20 protein-coding genes are annotated in these 19,179 nt (G+C 63.8%); 10 read left to right on the forward strand and 10 right to left on the reverse strand.

Annotation, left to right across the window (positions count from 1 at the left end; genetic code table 11):
* The first annotated feature begins 18 nt into the window (after positions 1–18).
* Both ACNI3R_RS14735 and ACNI3R_RS14740 read left to right on the forward strand, forming a co-directional pair.
* Positions 19–399, forward strand: coding sequence for a C-glycoside deglycosidase beta subunit domain-containing protein (locus ACNI3R_RS14735; protein WP_426184620.1), 381 nt, complete (start codon positions 19–21; stop codon positions 397–399).
* Between the two features lie 13 nt (positions 400–412).
* Complete coding sequence (locus ACNI3R_RS14740) at positions 413–1,420, forward strand: sugar phosphate isomerase/epimerase family protein (RefSeq protein WP_426184622.1); 1,008 nt, start codon at positions 413–415, stop codon at positions 1,418–1,420.
* Positions 1,421–1,485: 65 nt separating this feature from the next.
* Here the strand turns inward: ACNI3R_RS14740 and ACNI3R_RS14745 are convergent, their stop codons facing one another.
* The 3 genes from ACNI3R_RS14745 to ACNI3R_RS14755 form a co-directional block, all read right to left on the reverse strand.
* Complete coding sequence (locus tag ACNI3R_RS14745) at positions 1,486–2,943, reverse strand: MFS transporter (RefSeq protein ID WP_426184624.1); 1,458 nt, start codon at positions 2,941–2,943, stop codon at positions 1,486–1,488.
* An 81-nt stretch (positions 2,944–3,024) separates the two neighbouring features.
* Positions 3,025–3,696: a TetR/AcrR family transcriptional regulator gene (locus ACNI3R_RS14750; protein ID WP_426184626.1), complete on the reverse strand. Its 672-nt coding sequence runs from the start codon at positions 3,694–3,696 to the stop codon at positions 3,025–3,027.
* A 241-nt stretch (positions 3,697–3,937) separates the two neighbouring features.
* Positions 3,938–5,146, reverse strand: coding sequence for an MFS transporter (locus ACNI3R_RS14755; protein ID WP_426184628.1), 1,209 nt, complete (start codon positions 5,144–5,146; stop codon positions 3,938–3,940).
* A gap of 215 nt (positions 5,147–5,361) precedes the next feature.
* On the opposite strand from ACNI3R_RS14755, the gene ACNI3R_RS14760 reads away from it, so the two are divergent.
* Entirely contained in the window at positions 5,362–6,462 is a 1,101-nt protein-coding gene (locus ACNI3R_RS14760; RefSeq protein ID WP_426184630.1) for a Gfo/Idh/MocA family oxidoreductase, read from the forward strand.
* Positions 6,463–6,476: 14 nt separating this feature from the next.
* Complete coding sequence (locus tag ACNI3R_RS14765) at positions 6,477–7,532, forward strand: sugar phosphate isomerase/epimerase family protein (protein ID WP_426184632.1); 1,056 nt, start codon at positions 6,477–6,479, stop codon at positions 7,530–7,532.
* A gap of 21 nt (positions 7,533–7,553) precedes the next feature.
* Here ACNI3R_RS14765 and ACNI3R_RS14770 read toward each other — a convergent pair whose 3' ends face one another.
* Genes ACNI3R_RS14770 through ACNI3R_RS14780 form a run of 3 tightly spaced genes read right to left on the reverse strand, consistent with a single transcriptional unit; the run spans position 7,554 to position 9,848 of the window.
* Positions 7,554–8,399 (reverse strand): 3-keto-disaccharide hydrolase, encoded by an 846-nt coding sequence (locus ACNI3R_RS14770; RefSeq protein ID WP_426184634.1) that lies wholly within the window; start codon positions 8,397–8,399, stop codon positions 7,554–7,556.
* A 37-nt stretch (positions 8,400–8,436) separates the two neighbouring features.
* On the reverse strand, positions 8,437–8,811 hold the full coding sequence (locus tag ACNI3R_RS14775; RefSeq protein WP_426184636.1) for a C-glycoside deglycosidase beta subunit domain-containing protein: 375 nt from the start codon (positions 8,809–8,811) through the stop codon (positions 8,437–8,439).
* Positions 8,812–8,825: 14 nt separating this feature from the next.
* Positions 8,826–9,848: a sugar phosphate isomerase/epimerase family protein gene (locus ACNI3R_RS14780; RefSeq protein ID WP_426184638.1), complete on the reverse strand. Its 1,023-nt coding sequence runs from the start codon at positions 9,846–9,848 to the stop codon at positions 8,826–8,828.
* Positions 9,849–10,068: 220 nt separating this feature from the next.
* On the opposite strand from ACNI3R_RS14780, the gene ACNI3R_RS14785 reads away from it, so the two are divergent.
* Together ACNI3R_RS14785 and ACNI3R_RS14790 are read left to right on the forward strand one after the other, a co-directional pair.
* The gene (locus ACNI3R_RS14785; RefSeq protein WP_426184640.1) at positions 10,069–10,278 is read left to right on the forward strand and encodes a hypothetical protein; all 210 of its coding nucleotides are present in this window, start codon (positions 10,069–10,071) and stop codon (positions 10,276–10,278) included.
* Between the two features lie 53 nt (positions 10,279–10,331).
* Positions 10,332–11,105, forward strand: a complete 774-nt coding sequence (locus ACNI3R_RS14790) for a TIM barrel protein (RefSeq protein ID WP_426184642.1) — start codon at positions 10,332–10,334, stop codon at positions 11,103–11,105.
* A 10-nt stretch (positions 11,106–11,115) separates the two neighbouring features.
* On the opposite strand, the gene ACNI3R_RS14795 is transcribed toward ACNI3R_RS14790, so the two are convergent.
* From ACNI3R_RS14795 to ACNI3R_RS14805, 3 genes are all read right to left on the reverse strand, one after another.
* Positions 11,116–12,111, reverse strand: coding sequence for a nucleoside hydrolase (locus ACNI3R_RS14795; RefSeq protein WP_426184644.1), 996 nt, complete (start codon positions 12,109–12,111; stop codon positions 11,116–11,118).
* A gap of 76 nt (positions 12,112–12,187) precedes the next feature.
* Positions 12,188–12,760 (reverse strand): hypothetical protein, encoded by a 573-nt coding sequence (locus ACNI3R_RS14800; protein WP_426184646.1) that lies wholly within the window; start codon positions 12,758–12,760, stop codon positions 12,188–12,190.
* Positions 12,761–12,764: 4 nt separating this feature from the next.
* A complete protein-coding gene (locus ACNI3R_RS14805; protein ID WP_426184648.1) occupies positions 12,765–13,373 on the reverse strand; it encodes a thioredoxin family protein in 609 nt (202 codons plus the stop codon).
* A 96-nt stretch (positions 13,374–13,469) separates the two neighbouring features.
* Between ACNI3R_RS14805 and ACNI3R_RS14810 the strand changes: the two genes are divergently transcribed.
* From ACNI3R_RS14810 to ACNI3R_RS14820, 3 genes are read left to right on the forward strand one after another with little or no spacing between them, the layout of a single operon-like run.
* Positions 13,470–14,102, forward strand: a complete 633-nt coding sequence (locus ACNI3R_RS14810) for a gluconate 2-dehydrogenase subunit 3 family protein (protein WP_426184650.1) — start codon at positions 13,470–13,472, stop codon at positions 14,100–14,102.
* An 18-nt stretch (positions 14,103–14,120) separates the two neighbouring features.
* On the forward strand, positions 14,121–15,800 hold the full coding sequence (locus ACNI3R_RS14815; protein ID WP_426184652.1) for a GMC oxidoreductase: 1,680 nt from the start codon (positions 14,121–14,123) through the stop codon (positions 15,798–15,800).
* Between the two features lie 2 nt (positions 15,801–15,802).
* The gene (locus ACNI3R_RS14820) at positions 15,803–17,230 is read left to right on the forward strand and encodes an MFS transporter (protein WP_426184654.1); all 1,428 of its coding nucleotides are present in this window, start codon (positions 15,803–15,805) and stop codon (positions 17,228–17,230) included.
* Positions 17,231–17,352: 122 nt separating this feature from the next.
* Here the strand turns inward: ACNI3R_RS14820 and ACNI3R_RS14825 are convergent, their stop codons facing one another.
* Positions 17,353–18,276, reverse strand: a complete 924-nt coding sequence (locus tag ACNI3R_RS14825) for an alpha/beta hydrolase (protein WP_426184656.1) — start codon at positions 18,274–18,276, stop codon at positions 17,353–17,355.
* A gap of 154 nt (positions 18,277–18,430) precedes the next feature.
* Between ACNI3R_RS14825 and ACNI3R_RS14830 the strand changes: the two genes are divergently transcribed.
* Positions 18,431–19,093, forward strand: a complete 663-nt coding sequence (locus tag ACNI3R_RS14830; RefSeq protein ID WP_426184658.1) for a TetR/AcrR family transcriptional regulator — start codon at positions 18,431–18,433, stop codon at positions 19,091–19,093.
* Positions 19,094–19,179 lie beyond the last annotated feature (86 nt).

The raw sequence follows: 19,179 nt of genomic DNA on the forward strand, positions 1-19,179 counted from the left end.
TTATAGCAGGAGAGAGCGATGTTGCCGGTTGAACGGATCATCGGAGAAGAAGGGCTGTCCGCCACTGATCAGGGTCTTCGGCTAGCGATGCGCCTGCCCTGGTATCGCTCGCTGCCGTTTTCGGTGGTCGAGGTGGGCGGGGTGACGATCGACGGCGCGCCAGTCGATCTGGCCGAGGCTCATATCGAGTTCGGCGGAGTGGTCTGGCCACTGGCGGAGAACGGCGAGAAGACCAACGCCTTCTGGTTCGTGCGAGACAGCGCCTTTTTGCACATGCCCGGCATCGATGCAGCGACGGGCAGCGAGCATGATGTCGCGCTCAGCCTGTTCATCAGCCCGCCCTACATTCCGGGCATGCGCCGGACCAATGTGCAAACCCAGCGCCTGCGTGTCGCCTGAAGGAGCCCCTGACATGATCAGCACCACTGCCACTGGCCCGCAGACGGGCGTCACGCTCTATTCCTTCACCAACGCCTGGCTCAACCGCAAGTTCGAGCTGGACGGGCTGCTGCATGAAGTCGCGCGGCGCGGGATGGGGCCGAACATCGAGATCATCGGCTTCCAGAATTTCCGCGAATTTCCCGATGTCTCCGATGAATTTGCCGAGACGTTCAAGCAGATGGTGGCCGAAGCCGGGTTGAACCCTGTGTCCTGCGCGATCAATTCCGACCGCTTCCTGAAGCCCGGCCAGCAGCCGATCGACGATGCGACGCTGGTCGAATATCACAAGCGCCAGTTGCGTTCTGCCAAGAAGATGGGCTTCAGCCTGGTGCGCTACCAGTTCGCGCTCCCTGTAGAACTGCTGCCCGCAATCGCTCCCTATGCCGAGGAACTCGACATCCGCATGGGAGTGGAGGTCCACGCGCCGATGTGGGCCGGCCACCCGGCGGTGCAAGCTTATGGCGAGATGTATGACAAGCTCGATACGCCCTATCTAGGCTGGATCCCCGATTTCGGCGGCACGGCCAGCCGTATCCCGGAATCGATGCTCAACGCTGCGCGTGCGGCCGGGGCTAAGGAGAGCTTGATCGACAAGCTCAAGGAGGTCTGGGTCGAGCCTGGAATGAGCCACGAGAAGGCCGGGCGCCTGCGCGCATGGGCACTGGGCGAGGGCCACGCGCCTGAACATATCCAGGCGGCGAGTCTCGCTTTCTTCATCCTCTCCAACAACGATCCGAAGAGCTGGGCCGCGCTGGTCGATCGCACCATCCACATTCACGGCAAGTTTTACGGCATGACCGACGAGGGCCATGAAGAAGCGATCGATTACGAGACGATCCTTCCGCTGTTCCGCGACGGCGGCTTCACCGGCACGCTGGTGAGCGAGTGGGAAGGCCACGCCTATCTGCCGGATGACGGCTTCGATCAGGTCGAAAAGCATCAGGCGATGTGCCGCCGGATCTTCGCCGAAGCTGCCTGAGGGGCGATAGCTGTGTAACGGGTGGGGATGGGGCAGGGCCGACGAGGCGCCTGCCCCTTTTGCGGTCAGGCGGGGACGGCTTGGCTATCGCGCAGGGCATCGACCTTGGTGCGGTCGATCCGCAGGGTGCTCACCAGCCAGGCCATGGCGCCGCCTGCAAGCACGATCAGCGCCAGCACGAACCACGCTAGCGCATCGATCTTGCCCTGCGGCATCTGATCGACCGGCATGCCTACGGGAAAGTCGATCACGCCGAGGAACGACCCGGCCAGCAACGCCACAGCGCCGCTGCCCAGTTGCAGGCCGATGAACATGAAGCTCGCCACCATGCCCTGCGCCGGGCGACCGGTGTCATAGCTGTGTTCGTCTCCGATCTCGTAGGTCACGACATTGAAGGGCACGACGTACAGCCCATAGGCCACCCCGCCCACGAAACGCAGCCCCGCGATAAGCGCACCCATGGCGGCTGAACCGGCGGCCGGGGCCAGCCCGCCCAGCGGCAGCAGCACAGCCAGCGCTTGCACAGCGAAGAAGGAGACCAGCCCGATCACCATCGCCTGCCGGGTCGAGAAGATCTTTAGGAACAGCGGCGCCAGCCCCATCGCCATCAGCGAGCCCACCGTCGCCGCCATCAGCAGCCGGGGCGTCCAGCTCGCGTCGAGCTGCCAGAAATAGGTCGCGAGATGCAAGGTCAACTGGTTGATGACCGAATTCACGAACAGCACCAGAAAGGCGACCAGCAGAAGCTTGCCGATATTGGGCGTGATCCGCACCGCGCGGATGAGACTGGCGAGCACTGCAAGCGGGCCCGAGCCGCTGTCGGCGGTCGGCGTCGCTATCATCTCGCCGGCCTCGATAGCGCGGGCTCGGCGATATGTGCCGATCGCGCCTGCCAGCATCAGCACGCCTCCCAGCCCCGCAACGAACAGGCCGAAACCGGGGTAGGGCGCCGGGTTGAGCTGCGGCTTGGGAAAGCCCGGCGAGCTTACGAAGAACACCCCGAAGGCGACCGCCGGAACGGTCAGGATCACCAGCTGGTTGCCGACGTTGCGCAGCACCGCCACGAGCCGCCGCTCGGCGGTGTCGGTCGTCAGCTCTCCTCCCAGCGCATAGGCAGGGACCGTCCACAAGGAGATGCCGCACCGCGCCAGCAGGCCCCAGCCGAGCAGCCAGGCGAGGATTCCGAACTGCGCCATCCCGGCGGGCGGCGCAAAGACCATCGCGATACCGAGGCAAAAGGGCGCAATCGCGGCAAACATCAGCGTGTGCCGCCGCCCCAGCCTGCTGCTGCGCATCTGGTCTGACACTGCCCCGATCCATGGATCGACCAGCGTATCGAAGACGATGATGACGGCAATCGCGATGCCGATCAGCCATCCCGAAAGGCCTACAACCTGCGCATAGAAGAACAGAACGAAGGCGTCCCAGGCGAAGGATTTTACCAGTTCGGGCATGGCGCAGATCAGCCAGGCGATTCGCTGCTGCCAGCTCAGGCGCTGCGAAACCTGCGGCGTTGACGCCATAGCCTCGTCTCCCTCTCCCTGACGCGCCTCTTCGGGCGCGCCATTATTAGAAGGAGTACTCTAATTGAGGGTGGCGGCTTGTCAATCCGCGCGGAGATAGGCGAGGCACATGCGGGCAAGTTCGCGCTTCATGGCTTGCCAATCATAGGCGTGCGCCGCCTCCCCGCTCGATCCGAGGCTGAGCTGGCGGGCAAGGGTCGCGAAGATCACGTGATAGCCGGTCTGGGCCTTGACCACATGGTCATCATCGCCGTTCCCGCCAAACTCTTCCGCATAGGCCAGCATGGCCTGTGCCGCGTCACGCTCGGCGCGCATGGCGTGCTCCTTGCCCGGTATGGCGACCTGTGCATCGAACTCGGCGCGATTCATCGTCAGGCGCAACAGCGGCGCATGCTTGCGAAGCACTTCCGCATAGCCTCCGACATAGGCATAGATGAATGACGCGAGGTCCGGGCATTCGGCCTGCAATCGCTGCACCAGCCCGGTTTCCTCGGCGGCCAGAGCCTCGAGCGCTTCGGCGATCACGCCGCGCACCAGATTGTCCTTGCTCTCGAAGCGCAGATAGATCGACCCGATCGATACCTGACCGCGCTCGGAAACTTCCTGAAGCGTGAATTCCTCGTTACCGCGTTCCAGCATCAGATCGCGGGCGGCTTCGAGCATCCGGCGCAGCGATGCCAGCGAGCGTCCCTGCTGTGGTTTGCGGCTGACATCCTCGACCGCGAAGGCCTTGCCCTCGTTCTTCTTTTTCACACTTCCAGGCATGACAGGCAGACCGTCCCGGCGTTCCAGGCGCAAGAGAGAGGCGTCGACATCAGGCTATCCGTTATCCTGTCAGCAAGCGGTCCATGCAGCACCGCGTCGAAGCTATGTGTGCAACCGCGAACGCCTGTCAAGGAGGCTGGCTTGGCATGCGGTTGACATCGGCCGGGTGCTGGCCGATGCCCACCCCCGGCCATCGCTGCCTGTTTGTCGGCGCGCGGGCCGCTTGCGACTATGCCTGTACCATGTGCCGCCGGTGACCCGCCATGCTGATGGCCCCAGCCAGGACCGCACCGCCGAGGCCGACACAGCCCGTTACCAGAAATGCTCCCTGCATAGACCCGACACTGGCATCGACCAAATGTATCAGTCGCGGCGATTGCGACTGGCCGAGAAAGAACGCCGCCGTCCACATTCCCATGCCGGTGCCCCGGTGGTGATAATCGAACTTGCTCTGCGTCCAGTTGATCAGTGTCGGTACGGCCATTCCCGCTGCCGTCTGCTGCACGATCAGCGCGGCAGCCATCATCGCAGGGCTGGTCGCCATCCCGATGCCGACAAGGCCGAGGCCCATCAGGCTCAGGAAGGAAGCAATCTGAACGCTGTGGCGCTGATTGGACAGCAGCTTGAAGATCGCCGCGCCTGCGAGGATGAAGAACTGCGGGATGAAAATGATCGCTGCATAGGCCTGCGGCCCCTCTACCCCCACTTCGCGGAAAACCAGCGCGCCGTTGATGATGAAAACATAGTAGAGCATCGAACTGAACAACGTCACCGATGCTATCAGGATCAGATTCAGCGCCGGAAAGGGGCTCTTGGGGGTCTCGGTCTCTGCGGCGATGGTCACGCCCTTTTCGGCGGCCTTGCGCGGCTCGAACAGCCAGACGAACATCATCGCCCAGATCGGCAAGGCGACGAGGTAGACGAAGAACACCCCGTTCCATTGCACCGTGGTTGCAAAGCCGACGATCAGCGCCACGAACCCGGCAAGAAAGGGGCCGAGCAGGCCTTGGAGGAACAGCCAGTTCTTGCGTCCCTTCTCGTCCCAGTAATCGCCGATCAGGGTGTTGACGACGGTCAGGATCCCGGCCTCCGATACGCCGAGCAACAGGCGCGAATAATAGATGTGGTCGAGATCGTTCAGCAGCAGCGGGGCAGACCCGAACGCGCCGTAAAGCGCGGTGCACACCAGCAGCAATTTGCGGCGGCCAAAACGGTCGACCAGCAGGCCCGCAAAGGGGGCAAGGATCGCCATCGCCAGTCCCGGCGCTCCGATCATCGCGGGCACTTTGGCGCGCGCATCGGGATCCTCGGCAAAGTGCTGAATCATTGCGGGAACCGCGGGCCCCATCGCCACAATCGCGATGATCGGAAGAAACGCGGCCAGCACCACGATCACGCCTTGCGGTTTCAGGGTCAGATCCCTGAAAAAATTGGTCATTGCCTGCACGCTTCTCTCTCCCAAGACACGAGCAATTCTTATTATTAGAATATGTGTTCGGTTTTATGAGGCTTTCCCGGCTCGGTCAAGCCTGCAAGCGAAGACGGCTGCACTCCGCCCGAGCGAACTGGCATTGACCGAATGGCTTGTGCTAAAATAGAATGAATATTTCAAAAGTACGGCATGGGAGCGGGATGGTGTTGCGGCGGTTGCGCATGGGGATGATTGGCGGCGGGCCGGGTTCGTTCATAGGTCCGATCCACCGAATCGCCGCGGAAATGGACCGCGAGATCGAACTGGTCGCGGGCTGCTTCTCGAGCGACCCGGCCAGAAGCCGCGCAGCGGCCGACAGCTATCGCACTGACCCGGCGCGCGCCTATCCCGATCTCGACGCCATGTTCACGGCCGAGCGCGCGCGGGATGACGGGATCGATTTCGTCGCTGTGGTCAGTCCCAATCACCACCATCTGCCGGCAGCCCGCGCGGCGCTCGCAGCGGGCGTTCCGGTGCTCAGCGACAAGCCTGCGACGGCCACTCTGGCCGAAGCGCGCGAACTGGCCGGGTGCGTTACTGCGGCGGGCCTGCCCTATGCGCTTACCCACACATATACGGGCTACCCGCTGGTGCGAGAGGCGCGGGCACGGATTGCGGCGGGCGCGATCGGTACCGTGCGCAAGCTGGTAGTCGAATATCCGCAAGGCTGGCTGGCAGGCGAAGCGGCGGGCAAGCAGGCTGAATGGCGCACTGATCCCGCCCGCTCCGGCCCGGGCGGCTGCATCGGCGACATCGGCACGCACGCTTTTCAGCTTGCCGAATTTGTCACCGGGTCGAAGGCGGTCGAGTTGCTCGCCGATCTTGCCGCCGTGGTGCCGGGACGGGCGGTCGACGATGATTGCACCGTTCTGCTGCGCTATGACAACGGCGCGCGCGGGGTGCTGCTAGCGAGCCAGATCGAAGTCGGCGAGATGAACGGGCTGCGCATCCGCGTCTATGGCGACAGGGGCGGGCTGCTGTGGCGGCAGGAAGTGCCGAATACGCTGACGATTCACAGCCTCGACGGGCGGACCGAAATCGTCCACGCAGGCGGGTCGCAGCTTGGCTCTGATGCCGCCAGCCGGACTCGCACGCCCACCGGCCATCCCGAGGGATATCTCGAAGCCTTCGCCAACATCTACCGCGATTTTGCCGCTGTGTTGCGCGGCGAACCTGCGCCGCTCTTGCCGGGGATCGGCGATGCCCTCCGCGGCATGACCTTTATCGACACCGCAGTGCGCGCCAGCCGGGACAAGGCCGGCTGGGTGCCGCTCACCGTCTGAAAGGATTGCCTTACATGAAGACCATCAAGGGACCGGCGATCTTCCTCGCCCAGTTCGCCGGGGATGCAGCGCCGTACAACAGCCTGGACGGCATCGCCGACTGGGTCGCGGGAATGGGCTACAAGGGCATCCAGATCCCCAGCTGGGACGCGCGCCTGTTCGATCTGACACTGGCGGCGGAGAGCCAGACCTATTGCGACGAGATCAAGGGGATGCTCGCCGACAAGGGGCTTGCGATCACTGAGCTTTCGACTCACTTGCAAGGGCAGCTGGTGGCGGTCCATCCCGCCTTTGACGCACAGTTCGACGGCTTTGCTCCCCCTGAAGTGCACGGCAATCCCAAGGCGCGGCAGGAATGGGCGGTGGCGCAGGTCAAGAACGCCGCCATCGCCAGCCGACGCCTGGGCCTTACCGCCCATGCGACCTTTTCCGGGGCGCTCGCCTGGCCCTATTTCTACCCCTGGCCCGCGCGTCCTGCCGGGCTGGTCGAGGACGCCTTCGACGAGCTCGCCCGGCGCTGGAAACCGATCCTCGATGTGTTCGACGAGAACGGAGTCGATGCGGCCTACGAAATCCACCCCGGCGAGGACCTGCACGACGGGGTGACCTTCGAGATGTTCCTCGAGCGGGTCGGAAACCACCCGCGCGCCAATATTCTCTACGATCCCAGCCACTTCGTGCTGCAACAGCTCGATTATCTCGCCTTTATCGACATCTACCGCGAGCGGATCAAATGCTTCCACGTGAAGGATGCCGAATTCCGCCCCAATGGCCGTAGCGGAGTCTATGGTGGGTATCAGTCCTGGGTTGACCGGCCGGGTCGGTTCCGCAGTCTGGGTGACGGGCAGGTCGATTTTCCGGCGATCTTCAGCAAGATGGCCGCCAACGCTTTCGACGGCTGGGCGGTGCTGGAATGGGAATGCGCGCTGAAGCATCCCGAACAAGGGGCAGCGGAAGGAGCGCCCTTCATCGCCCGCCACATCATCCGGGTGACCGAACACGCCTTCGACGACTTCGCCGCCGGCGGGGCCGACCGCGCGCTCAATCGCACGCTGATGGGGATCGACTGAGGCTATTCCGCCGGGCAGGGATCAATCGCCGGTCCCGGCCCGGATCCGGCCGATGTCCTCGGCTGACAGATTGCGGATGCGTATGTTGCGGAAGGTGATCTCCGCCGCCTCGAATTCGAGCGCGATCCGGCCGCTGGTCAGGGGCTGGCCGTTGCGGTTGATGATCTTGAACAGGGTGTTGACGATGCGTCCGTTGACCAGATGGGCGGCCTGATCGTCAAAAGCGTAGAGATCGAGCGTGTTCCACCCGCCCAGCCGTTCATAGGGGCCCGAATGCGGGAGCCATTGCCGGGCGAGGTCGCCCGCCACGACCGGCTCCTTGTAAACGGTTGGCAGGCCAGGGAAGAAATTTGGCCACAGCGGGGTGCCGCCCAGCAGAATGCCCTGCACGGCACGGGTGTTGACGGTGACGGCCGAGCCGACATCGCCTTCCTGCACCTGATATTCCACACAGTCGGGGAACAGCCGGTCCCGTTCCGGCCCCATATGATACAGGATGCCGCTGTTGCGCCGCTGCAAGGTGCGGGGCGCAAAGCGGCGGGCACCCCATTTATATTGTAGCTGGAGGTGGTAGTTGGCGCAGGCTTCACGCGTGGCGATATGACCGAAGCTCGCCTTGGCAGGCCCGTTGAAGGCGGGACCCAGCATGTGGATCAGGCCCCCGCTCCGAAATTGCACCGCCCGGTGTGCATCGCCAAGGCCGGTGCCCTCCTGCCATATCGTCCACTCACCGGCTTGCCTCTCGCCGAACAGAGGCCGCCAACCGGACAGCTCGGCAGCGTCCCGCGCGAAAGCCGGCCGCTGCACAGCACCGGCTGCCGCAGTGGCGGCGATCCCAGCCAGAAGCGCGCGGCGATCCATGATCATGTCAGCTTACGCCCTGGCCGTTGGGCGATTCGCCCCGTCACGCGGCCAGCGCCAGTTCCCTGGTGGCCGACAATGTGGGAACGAAGGGCAGGTAGGAAATGCGCTTGCGCACCCCGACCGTGACCTTGTGCGGACCGGGCGCAAGTTCTGTACCGAGAACACTGACCAGCGCCTTCTCCCCGAAGTTCCAGCGGTTGTCGTAGCAGTTTTCCATCTCGTCCAGCGTATAGGTCTTGCCGCGCACGGTGAAGCGGACCGCCTCGCGCGGGTATGCAACGCCATCCACAGTGACGGCGATGTCCTCCACCATCGACAGCCCGAGACCGCGGTAATAGGGCAGGCGGACTTCCAGCGCGAAGCCCCCTTCGACAGCTGCGAGGCTGCCGGCGACGATCATTTTGTGGTCCATCATGGCCAGGAGTCTCCTCAGGCAGCCAGGGGGGTCTTGAGGGCGGGCATTTCGGTCTCACCCAGCAGGCGGGAAAGCATCACCTGCTGGCGGCGCACCTGTTCGACCGAGTTGGGTTCCTCCACATCCTCGATCCAGCGGTTGCCTTCATATTCCGAGCAGATGTAGCCGGTGTATCCGCCTAGCTTCAGCACCCTCACGATCTCGTCATAGGGAATGCTGGGTTCGACATAGTCTTCGGTCATCTCGTAGAACTTGCCATGGATGTTGTGGATGCGCGGCATGTAATCGAGCATCCGCTTGGGCTCGAACGCGGCGTTGTGGCGCAGGGTTTCGGCCATGGCGATGGCAGGGCCGGTGCCGCCCATGTCGCGGACGTTGAGGATCACATATTCCGAAAGGACGCGGTCTTCATAGGCCTTTTCGATATAGTCGGCGATGTTGGCGGGCACGCCGATGCGCATGAATTTTTCCTTCCATACGCGCGGGAAGCTGAACAGGAACATGCCCATGTCCGGCAGGAAACCGAGTGCGTCAGAACCCGATTTCTCGAAGGCTTCGGCGTGGCGGATGATCCAGGGATGGTCGAAATGCAGCGGCGCGTGCACTTCGATCAGGATCTTGATGCCCTTCTCCTCGGCGTAGGGCGCTGCCGCGACCAGCACTTCGGGCGCGATCGAGACCAGCGCGCGGATGAACTTCATCCCCAGCATGGCACCGAAGTCGATGTCCTTCTTCACGCTCGCCACCTGCTCGTCGAAGGGCATGGGGCGACCCTTGTAGCGCTTGTAGTCGAGCATGAAGTCGTGACTGATAGCGACGCCGCCGTGGCGCGCCATGCTGTCATGCCAGGCTGCGATATCGGCATCATCGATCCCGCATTCAGGCCAGCCCCAGAAAGACTGCTCGCCGATCACCTCGATCCCGTTCGCGCCCAGCTCGCACGAGATGCGGATGCAATCGTCGCGCGTCAGCGTGCCGTCGAAGGTGTCGTTCTGATAGGAATAGAGGCTGACGCCTCGCTTGATCTGACTGGTCATTGTCGCCCTCTCCACATTTGGGTCAAATTGTCGGAAGGCGGGCCAGAACGGGCCGGTTTTGAACGGCTGGTTCTGAATTCTCTCCCTGGGGCATGCGCCCAATTAGAATATTTATTCGTATAAACATGCGCGGTGGTCAAGGCCTGAGACATGCCCTTGCCCAAATAGAATTAAAGTACTATTTTCAGTGTAATCTCGGAGGGGAAAAGGGTAGATGCCAATGCGTCGCCTGCTGGCGATATGGCGCGGGCGCCGGCGGCCTATCGCTGTCGCTGCGGCCCTGCTGCTGATCGTCAATCAACGGATTCCGGGCGCCGTCCATCGGTCGCGCAGAGAGACGGATGCGATGACCCAGAATGCGATCATCATTCCCATGTTCGCACTGGTGTTCGCACTGGTCGTTGCGGTTGCACGAAAGCAGACGCCCTGACCCTTTTCCAGCGCCTCGGAACCTGTCCGTCTTGCTACCAAGGAAAACCGCTCATGCCTTTCGAATTCAGCGTCAGCCTCGAATATATGTTCCACGAAGCCGGCGATCGGCTGGAAGATCGCATGGCTGCAGCTGCTGCGGCGGGCTTCCGGAAAGTCGAGATCTTCACCACCGCCAACCGCGATGTGTCCAGCCTCAAGGCGGCGCTGGCTGCGACGGGGTGCGAGTTGCTCGCCACGGTTACCGATCCCCGCATTGCGCTGGTCATGGCCGACCAGCATGACCGTTTCCGCGAGATGTTCGCGCAGGCCGCAGCCGAGGCGGCCGAGCTTGGGGCGCAGGCGATCGTTGTACCTTCGGGCATTGCGGTGCCCTACATGAAGCGCCCCGCACAGCTCGACATCGTCGCCGGAGCCATTGCCAGCATCGTGCCCGTCGCCGAGGCGCACGGGCTCACCATCTTGCTGGAGTCGGTCAACACCCGCGTCGATCATCCCGGCGTGCTGTTCGGCATGACCGAAGACGCGGTGGCGGTGATCGAGAAGATCGGCAGCCCGCATGTCATGCTGCTGTATGACGTCTATCATTCTGTCACCGAGCGCGAGGATCCCTTCACGGTTCTGCCCAAGGTCGCGAAGCACCTCGGCCACATCCAGATCGCCGATGCGCCGGGCCGGGGGGAGCCGGGATCGGGCAAGATCGACTGGGCGGCAATCCTCAAGCTGATCGAGGAAGTCGGCTACACCGGACCGATCGGCCTCGAACTGAGCCCGGCAGATAGCGATACCGCCGCTGCACTCGCCTCGATCAGGACGCTCGCTGCATAACGCCTGGCCGTCAGGGTGCGGGCTGCCCTGTGCGGCCTGCTGCAGTATGCAGCTTAAGCTTTGCAAGCAGGTCCGCATGGGCCAGCCGCACGTCGAGCCGGGTGTAAACGCGGATGCTGCGTGCGGGCAGGGCTTCGCCGAAGTGCATGTCGTCAAGAATGCGGCGCGCGGGCTGATCGCGATACTCGCTGCTTTCGGAAGCGATTGCTGTCAGCAGAACCGGGGGGCTGTCCCCCATGGGCCAGGCGCCGCCCAGCGTCACAAAAGACGGGGGCCGGGTGAATTGATCATAGAGCCACTCGGTAAAGGGCGAGATCGGACGCAAGTCTGCTGCCATTTCCGCAATCGACATTTGCATTTGACGATAAGCTGGCTGCGGCACTTGCCACAGGGGGATCGCGCTGGCTTCGATGACCGCGCGTGCCGCCGCGATATCGGTGGCAAGATTATACTCCCACCCCCCGTCGGGGTACGCTCCGCCGCCGATCCAGATCAGCGTCATCCTGTCTGCAATGTCGGGAGCGTGGTGCAACGCTTCGGCTACATTTGTAAGCGGCCCGCCGCAGCACAGGAAGAGCGGCAGGCCATGGCTGCGGCGGGCTTCGGCGATGATGGCACTTGCCGCCGGTGATGGTGTGTCGCCTGCCAGGCCCGGCCTCTCCAAGCCGGTTGCAACCGGCACCGGCGTGCTGTGGCCAAGCCGCAGCATCATTTCGCGCGCCAACTCGCTCCCCCGCTCTGCCGTTTTGCCCTTGGCAACGCCCGAGGGCGTCAGTTTCGGGTCGAGGAACGAGGACGTGATGAGCACGGTTTCGGTGGTGGGCGACAGCAATTGATGCGCCAGCGCCAGCAGCCCGTCGGGATCGCCCGCGAAATCATTGTCCACGATCACCCGCGCCGATGGGCGCTGTGGGATGCTCGACGCGGCCTCAGCCTGCCGGGGCAGCAACTGAGCCAGACCGGCGGCGGCAAAGCCGGTCAACATCGATCGACGGTCGAATGTCATGCGTCAGATATCCAGCCAGCGATGATGGCGCGGACCCAAGCCGGCTCGCCGCTCTGCTTGATGCAGGTGTGATCAATCATTGTGCCGCCTTCCTCATCGCCTGAGTCGCAGATGCCGGGCAGGCGACGAAATCCGCGCCCGCACCGTAGAAGCGGACGGCGGCATCCGCATGGTCAGGGGCCGAGACCATCACGCATAACTGCACGCCGAAGCGCAGCGGCAAGGGCGCGGGCAGCGGCAAGGTGCTGAGCTGGCGGTTGGTTTCCGGGCAATAGGGACGGAATTCGGGGCTCGGCTCAAACGGCACGGGCATGGCCGCAGGGCTCTGCATCCGGGCGGTCAGCTCGATCCGGTCCATCCCGCCGTGCTGCACCGTGACCCAGCGGATCGCCGCGCCCTCCAGTGTCTCCCACAGCAGGCTCACCGAGGCGAGGGCGAGCGGCCGACCATCTAGTTCCACCGGCGTGGGAAAAGGCCAGTGGAACCACACCGTCTTGCCCGCCTTGATGGTGAAAGTGGTGAAGAACCCGCGATAGAACCCGCGTCCCTCCGACCAGTCGGCCCCGTCGACGATGCCGAGGAATTCCGGTCCGCATTCCTGCGCCACGACGGCGGCAGCGGGCACCCAGTGGCGCGCGAGGATGGTCACAGGCTCAGCCCCATGACGGGTCCTTCCCCGGCCGCCACTTGATAGAGCAGCCAGCGCTGGGGATTTGCGGCTGGGGTGCCGGAGCGCCTGTCAGCAGCGCGTCGGCGGCGCGGCGCATGTCCTCGCCCGTCACCGGCACATCGGTGCGCTGCGGCGGTGCCCCCGGCACCGGGGGGTGCGGCAGGCGCGGGCGGCTGGCGCAGAACTGGCCGGTGTAGAACAGCCTGCGATCGGGACCGTAGAGGAAAAAATCGGGGGTGCAGATTGCGTTATAGGCCAGCGCCACGTCCTGGCTTTCATCATGCAGATAGGGGAAGGGCAGGTCGTGCGCCCTCGCGAACTGCTGCATGTGCGGATAATCGTCTTCCGGAAATTCCTCGGGCGAGTTGGAGGAGATCGCGACCACCTGCACTCCCTTGGGGGCATATTCACGCGCGAACGCGATCAGCCCGCCCAGCATGTGCAGCACCACCGGGCAATGGTTGCAGATGAAGGTGACTAGCAGCGCGGGAGCATCGAACTCGCCCATTGTTCGGACGCGCCCATCGGTATCGGGCAGCGCAAACGGGGGAGCCTGTCGGCCGTAATCGAGCTGGCGCGACCATTTGAGCATCGTCTCTCCACTCCTTTATAAATAGAATTTGTATTCTTATATGCGGCTTTATAGAGTGGGACAAGCATAAGACGCGGCACGGAGAGGGCTGAGACGATGGATGAGCAGCAGCCGGGGGGCTGGAATCGCAGGACATTTCTGGGCGCGGCGGCGATACTCGCGGCGGTCGTCGACCTTCCGGTGGCCGCGATCCGTCTAGACCTTCTTGATGCCGGCGAAGCGCCGAGCGAACGCCGGCGCGACCTGATGCGCATCGTCAGCCAGATCGTTATCCCCCGGACCGATACGCCGGGCGCAGGCGACGTCGGTACAGGCGATTTCGTGCTGCTCGGTCTCGCGCACGGGCTCGAAAAGTCTCGCGCGCGCCTGCCGAAGGAAGCGCCTGAAGCGCTGATCCGCTATGCGCGCAAGGACGGCTCATTCGATCAGGCCGCCTGGCTCGAGGCTGAACTCGATGCCCGCTCCAGAGGCGATTTCTTGAGGGCCGCCCCCGATACCCAGGCGAAGCTGCTCGCCGCACTCGATGCCGAAGCCTATGCTCAAGGCGTACGCGAACATCCGTGGCGTACGGTCAAAGCGCTGATCCTCACCGGCTATTATACCAGCGAGCCGGGCGGTTCCCAGGAGCTGCAGTTTGAACTGGTGCCCGGCACCTATGTCCCCGACATCCCCGTTACGAAGCAAACCCGCGCTTTCTCGAGCGACTGGACTGCGGTGGATTTCGGCTGAGGCGGGAGGGCAAAGACCATGGATTTCGACGCAATTGTCGTGGGTTCGGGCATTACCGGGGGGCTGGCCGCGAAGGAGTTGACCGAAGCGGGCCTCAAGGTGCTGATGATCGAGCGCGGGCGCAATATCCGCCATCAGCTGGACTATGAAACCGAGATGAAGACCCCGTGGGAGATGCCCTTTCGCGGTGCGGGCGATCAGGCGATGTATGCGCGCGAGCACCCGGTGCAGATGCTCAACCGCCACTTTAACGAATACACCCAGGGCCACTTCGTCAACGATGCGCAGAACCCCTATGCGACCGCCGAGGGAGCGGATTTCAAATGGTTCCGCTCGTACCAGCTCGGCGGTCGCTCGCTGACCTGGGGGCGGCAGGCCTATCGCTGGTCCGATTATGATTTCGAGGCGAACAAGCGCGACGGGCATGGTACCGACTGGCCGATCCGCTATGCCGATCTCGCGCCCTGGTACGACAAGGTGGAGGAATTTATCGGTGTTTCGGGGGCGGCGGAGGGGCTGAAACAGCTACCCGATGGCCGTTTCCAGCCGCCGATGGCGCTCAATCCGGTCGAACAGCATGTGCGTGCAGTGCTGAAGGCCAATTGGCCCGATCGCTGTCTGACAATCGGTCGCACCGCCAACCTCACGGAGGCCAAGGGCGAGCGCGGGACGTGCCAGAATCGTTCGATCTGTGCGCGCGGCTGTTCGTTCGGGGCCTATTTCTCCACCCAGTCGAGCACCCTGCCCGCCGCGATGGCGACAGGGCGGCTCACCCTCATCACCGATGGGGTCGTCGAAAAGCTCGATTTCGATTCCGCCACCCGCCGCATCACCGGTGTCCGCTATCTCGACCGCAATACCAAGGAACGCAAGACTGCGACGGCGCGCATGGTGTTCCTCAATGCCGGAGCGTTCAACTCGGTCCACGTGCTGCTTAATTCGGCCAGCGAGGCGATGCCGAACGGGCTAGCCAACTCCAGCGGCGTGCTCGGCACCCATATCATGGACCATGCCAATACCCTGTCGGCGATCGCGCTGATGCCGGGCTTCGAGGATCGCACCAGCACAGGCAACCGCCCCACCGGCGTCATCGTCGCGCGCTATCGCAACATGGACGAGATAGACGGCGAGGGGCACACGCGCGGCTATTCGTTCCAGGGCGGCGCATTGCAGAGCACCTGGACGGCGGGCAAGCGCGATCCGGGGATTGGCGCCGGGCTGAAGGAAAGGCTGCAGAAGCCCGGCATGTGGCGGATGGTACTGGTCGGCTTTGCCGACTGCGTCCCGCGCGCCAGCAACCGACTGACGCTCGATCACAAGGCGGTCGATGCAGATGGCATTTCGCAGCTCAGCATCGCCTTTGCGTTCGGCAAGGAAGAACGCGCGGCGCTGGCACAGGCCAAGGCCGATGCGGGCGAGATGCTCACCAAGGCAGGCGGTCAGGTGATCATGGGCTTTGACCAGCCCGGTGCCGGCGGCACCGCGATCCACGAAATGGGCGGCGCACGCATGGGCCACGACCCGGCAACATCGGTGCTGAACAAGTGGAGCCAGGCGCATGACATCGCCAATCTGTTCGTCACCGATGGTGCGCAGATGAGCTCGTCCGCCTGCCAGAACCCCTCGCTCACCTATATGGCGCTGACCGCGCGGGCCTGCGATGCTGCGGCGTCGATGCTGCGCGAGGGCAAGCTCTGATCGTGAGCACCCCGCCTCCGGCCCTGACACCGCGCCAGCAGAATCTGGCGCTGATGACGCTGATCGTGGCTGTGGTCCTCGAGATCGTCGATCTGACGATCGTCAACACTGCGCTGCCTGCGATCACGGCCGGTCTATCGGCCTCGGCCGAGGCGGTGCAGTGGACCGTGGCGGGCTATGCGCTGAGCTTTGCGCTGCTGCTGATGGCGGGCGGCCGGCTGGGCGATGCGCTGGGCTATCGTAGGGTTTTCCTGCTGGGCGTCACGTGCTTCACGATCGCCTCGGTCGCCTGTGGCCTCGCCCAGACGCCCGAGCAACTGGTGCTGGCGCGGCTGACGCAGGGTGCGGCGGGGGCGATCATGTCGCCGCAGGCGCTGGCGCTGATGCAGGTGCTGTTCACCCCGCTGGAGCGCGTATCCAAGCTGGCGCTGTTCGGTCTGGTGGGCGGGCTCGCCGCAATTGCCGGGCCGGTTCTGGGCGGGATGTTGATCGAACTTGACCTGTTCGGACTCGGGTGGCGGCTGATCTTCCTCATCAACCTGCCGATCGGGCTGTTTGCGCTGGCGTCGGGCTGGCTGTTCCTGCCCGACCGCAAGTCGGCGCATGGTAGCGGCTTCGATGGGACGGGGATCATGCTGTTCGGGCTCGCAGTGCTGTGCCTGTTGTGGCCGCTGACCCGGGTTGAGGGCGGCTGGAGCTTTGCAGAGCCTCTGGTGCTGGCGCTGGCCGGGCCGCTCGCCTTCCTGACCTGGCGTCATGCCAGCCTCCGGGTGCGTAGCGCTCGCGCGGCGGTGTTCGATCCTTCGCTGCTGACGATCCGTCCGTTCCGGCTGGGGCTGGGCATCTCCATCGCCTTTGCCGCCGCCAATGCCGGCTTTCTGCTGATTTTCGCGTTCGCCCTGCAAAGCGAGCGCGGCGAGAGTGCGCTGACTACCGGACTGCTGCATATGCCGTTCGGGCTAGGCGCGATGATCGGCATTGCGGTGCTCGGGCGCAATTTCCTTCCGCGCTTCGGCAAGTGGGTGTTGGTCGCGGGCGGGGCAGCGATGCTGGTTTCGGTGCTGACGATCCTCGCCGGGATCGGGCTGTGGCAACTGCCTTGGACCGTGCTGGTGCTGCCGCTGGTGCTGGCGGGGCTGGGAATGGGGTCGCTGTCAGGCTGCATCGCTCCGGTGACCTTGGCGCAGGTCGACAAGGATCATGCGGGCGCCGCCAGCGGGATGCTCAAGACTTCGCAGCAGATCGGCGGCGCGCTCGGAATCGCGCTCAACGGGAGCGTCTATTTCGCGCTGTCGGGCAAGGGTTTGATCTTGCCCTCGCTGGCGGCGGGGTGTGTGATCGCCGTGGTGCTGGCGATCACTGCCGGGCTCGCGCTGCGCCTGCCGGGAGTGATTTTCCACCCCGAACCCGCCCGGAGCGACGCCGCCTAGAGTGCGTTCACGATGGGTGAACACACTCTAGGCGTTTGATGCCGCATTTTCCGAACCGTTGACCGAATCCGGTCAACTTGAGAATGCTCTGGACACCGCGCTGTGCCGGGCCGCAGCTCTGGTCAGGGCTTTGGACCTGCCTGCGGCTCCAGCATGCCGATCACCCCCATCCAGCGGTGCAGCAATGTGATCCAGTCCTCACTGGCCTTGCCTTTGGTGCCCTGCGCCAGACCAAAGCCGTGGCCGCCATTGGCCAGCAGGTGAAATTCCAGCGCTGCGCCCGCCGCGCGATAGCTGTCGACCAGCGGCAGGCCCTTCTCGCGCTGCAGCAGGAAATCATCTGCGGCGATCGCTACGAACATCGGTGGCGCTTTGGCGGGTACCGCCATCGCCGCCATGTTGGGATAGATCGGCGCGGCGAAGTTCGGCGCGTCGACTCCGCCATGCTCGACCACGCTGCGGGTCAGAAAGCCGCCTGCGGAAAATCCCATGAAGCCCACGCGCTCCGGATCGATGCCATAGGCTGCAGCATTCGCGCGCACGTGGCGTAGCGCCGCCAATCCATCAGCAAGCGCGGGCGGCGTAGTGTCGCCGGGCGGAGAGAAGCTCGCCTTGCCCCCGTTGCGCACGGCATTGTTCTCGTCGCGAAACTGGTTGTTGTCGCGCGGTGTGGGGAGAAGGCGATATTTCAGCACAAATGCGGCAATGCCGTTATTGGCCAGCCAGCGTGCCACCTGCCAGCCTTCATGATCAATCGCCAAGCCCAGGAAAGCGCCGCCCGGAGCGACGATCACCGCGGCCCCCGTCGAAGGTCCGGCAGGCAGCACCGGCACCAGCGTGGGCTTGTTGACATTGCGCACGCCGATCACGCCGCTCTGCGTCATCCATTGTTCGTTGTCGGGTGTGTCGGCCGGCACCGTAGGCAGGAAAATCTCGCCCGGCTGACGTGGTTCTGCGATCTCGACATAGTCGGCGTAGAACTTTTGCGCCTGCACCGGGCAAGCGCAGATTGCAGCCAACGCGGCTGCCCGAATCATTCGTTTCATCGCGTGTCCTCTCCCCTATCCTGTTTCGCCATCCTGCCCAGATCGTTCTGCAGTTGCGCCGCACTGGGCAATCTGAGCAATTGACGATGAAATAAAAATAGAATTATCATTCCTTAAAATACAGATGCGTCAGATGCGCAAGGAGAGGTGCGCGATGTTCGAAGATCGGTTGCGGGACGACGTCGGGTTAGCCTCGACGCTGCGTGCCCCGGTTCAGGGGCGCAGCCGTGAATCCTATGGACGGATGATGGTCGCTGCCGAGCAGTTGCTGGGTTCTCGCGGGAACGGCGACTTCACGCTGGCTGAAGTCAGCCGCGCGGGCCGGGTGTCGATTGGCTCGATCTACAACCGTTTCGAGAACAAGGAAGCCCTGCTGCATGCGGTGCAACTGCGCATCCTCGAACGGGTCAATCGCGAGATGAGCGAGCGGTTGGCTGGGCAGTTCGGCCGCAATGACGGGCTCGATCAGCTGGTTGCGCGACTGGTGGAGGTGATTGCCGAAACCCTGCGCGCCCATGCCGGGCCGATGGCCGCACTGATGCGGATTGCGACCGATGATCCGCAGGTCTCCGTAACCGGAAAGCGATTCTATTCCGAGACGGTGCGGACCTATTCTTGTGTCCTGCTAAGCCATCGCGAAGATATCGCGCGCATCGATCCCGAGCGCGCGGTCGATAGCTCGTTCCGCATCCTCTATGCCGCGATCGCGCGTTACCTCGGGTTCGGCTCGGCTACCAATGCTGCGTGGGAGGGGGATTGGACGATTCTCAAGGACGATCTCGCCGCGATGATTGCCGCTTTCCTGGGAACGCCGTGAAGGAATGGCACCACGGCGCTCTTTCCTTTGGGGGCAAGCTTGACAGGGATCGGACATGTCATTACTAGAACCTAAATTCTGATATT

This window comes from Rhizorhabdus antheiae (assembly GCF_049889055.1).
Lineage (GTDB): Bacteria > Pseudomonadota > Alphaproteobacteria > Sphingomonadales > Sphingomonadaceae > Rhizorhabdus.

Bases quoted from the DNA above. Each gene is read 5' to 3' on its own strand.
- ACNI3R_RS14735 (WP_426184620.1), top strand. From the start codon at position 19: ATGTTGCCGGTTGAACGGATCATCGGAGAAGAAGGGCTGTCCGCCACT.
- ACNI3R_RS14740 (WP_426184622.1), top strand. From the start codon at position 413: ATGATCAGCACCACTGCCACTGGCCCGCAGACGGGCGTCACGCTCTAT.
- ACNI3R_RS14745 (WP_426184624.1), bottom strand. From the start codon at position 2,943: ATGGCGTCAACGCCGCAGGTTTCGCAGCGCCTGAGCTGGCAGCAGCGA.
- ACNI3R_RS14755 (WP_426184628.1), bottom strand. From the start codon at position 5,146: ATGACCAATTTTTTCAGGGATCTGACCCTGAAACCGCAAGGCGTGATC.
- ACNI3R_RS14760 (WP_426184630.1), top strand. From the start codon at position 5,362: ATGGGGATGATTGGCGGCGGGCCGGGTTCGTTCATAGGTCCGATCCAC.
- ACNI3R_RS14765 (WP_426184632.1), top strand. From the start codon at position 6,477: ATGAAGACCATCAAGGGACCGGCGATCTTCCTCGCCCAGTTCGCCGGG.
- ACNI3R_RS14770 (WP_426184634.1), bottom strand. From the start codon at position 8,399: ATGATCATGGATCGCCGCGCGCTTCTGGCTGGGATCGCCGCCACTGCG.
- ACNI3R_RS14775 (WP_426184636.1), bottom strand. From the start codon at position 8,811: ATGATGGACCACAAAATGATCGTCGCCGGCAGCCTCGCAGCTGTCGAA.
- ACNI3R_RS14780 (WP_426184638.1), bottom strand. From the start codon at position 9,848: ATGACCAGTCAGATCAAGCGAGGCGTCAGCCTCTATTCCTATCAGAAC.
- ACNI3R_RS14785 (WP_426184640.1), top strand. From the start codon at position 10,069: ATGCGTCGCCTGCTGGCGATATGGCGCGGGCGCCGGCGGCCTATCGCT.
- ACNI3R_RS14790 (WP_426184642.1), top strand. From the start codon at position 10,332: ATGCCTTTCGAATTCAGCGTCAGCCTCGAATATATGTTCCACGAAGCC.
- ACNI3R_RS14795 (WP_426184644.1), bottom strand. From the start codon at position 12,111: ATGACATTCGACCGTCGATCGATGTTGACCGGCTTTGCCGCCGCCGGT.
- ACNI3R_RS14805 (WP_426184648.1), bottom strand. From the start codon at position 13,373: ATGCTCAAATGGTCGCGCCAGCTCGATTACGGCCGACAGGCTCCCCCG.
- ACNI3R_RS14810 (WP_426184650.1), top strand. From the start codon at position 13,470: ATGGATGAGCAGCAGCCGGGGGGCTGGAATCGCAGGACATTTCTGGGC.
- ACNI3R_RS14815 (WP_426184652.1), top strand. From the start codon at position 14,121: ATGGATTTCGACGCAATTGTCGTGGGTTCGGGCATTACCGGGGGGCTG.
- ACNI3R_RS14825 (WP_426184656.1), bottom strand. From the start codon at position 18,276: ATGAAACGAATGATTCGGGCAGCCGCGTTGGCTGCAATCTGCGCTTGC.
- ACNI3R_RS14830 (WP_426184658.1), top strand. From the start codon at position 18,431: ATGTTCGAAGATCGGTTGCGGGACGACGTCGGGTTAGCCTCGACGCTG.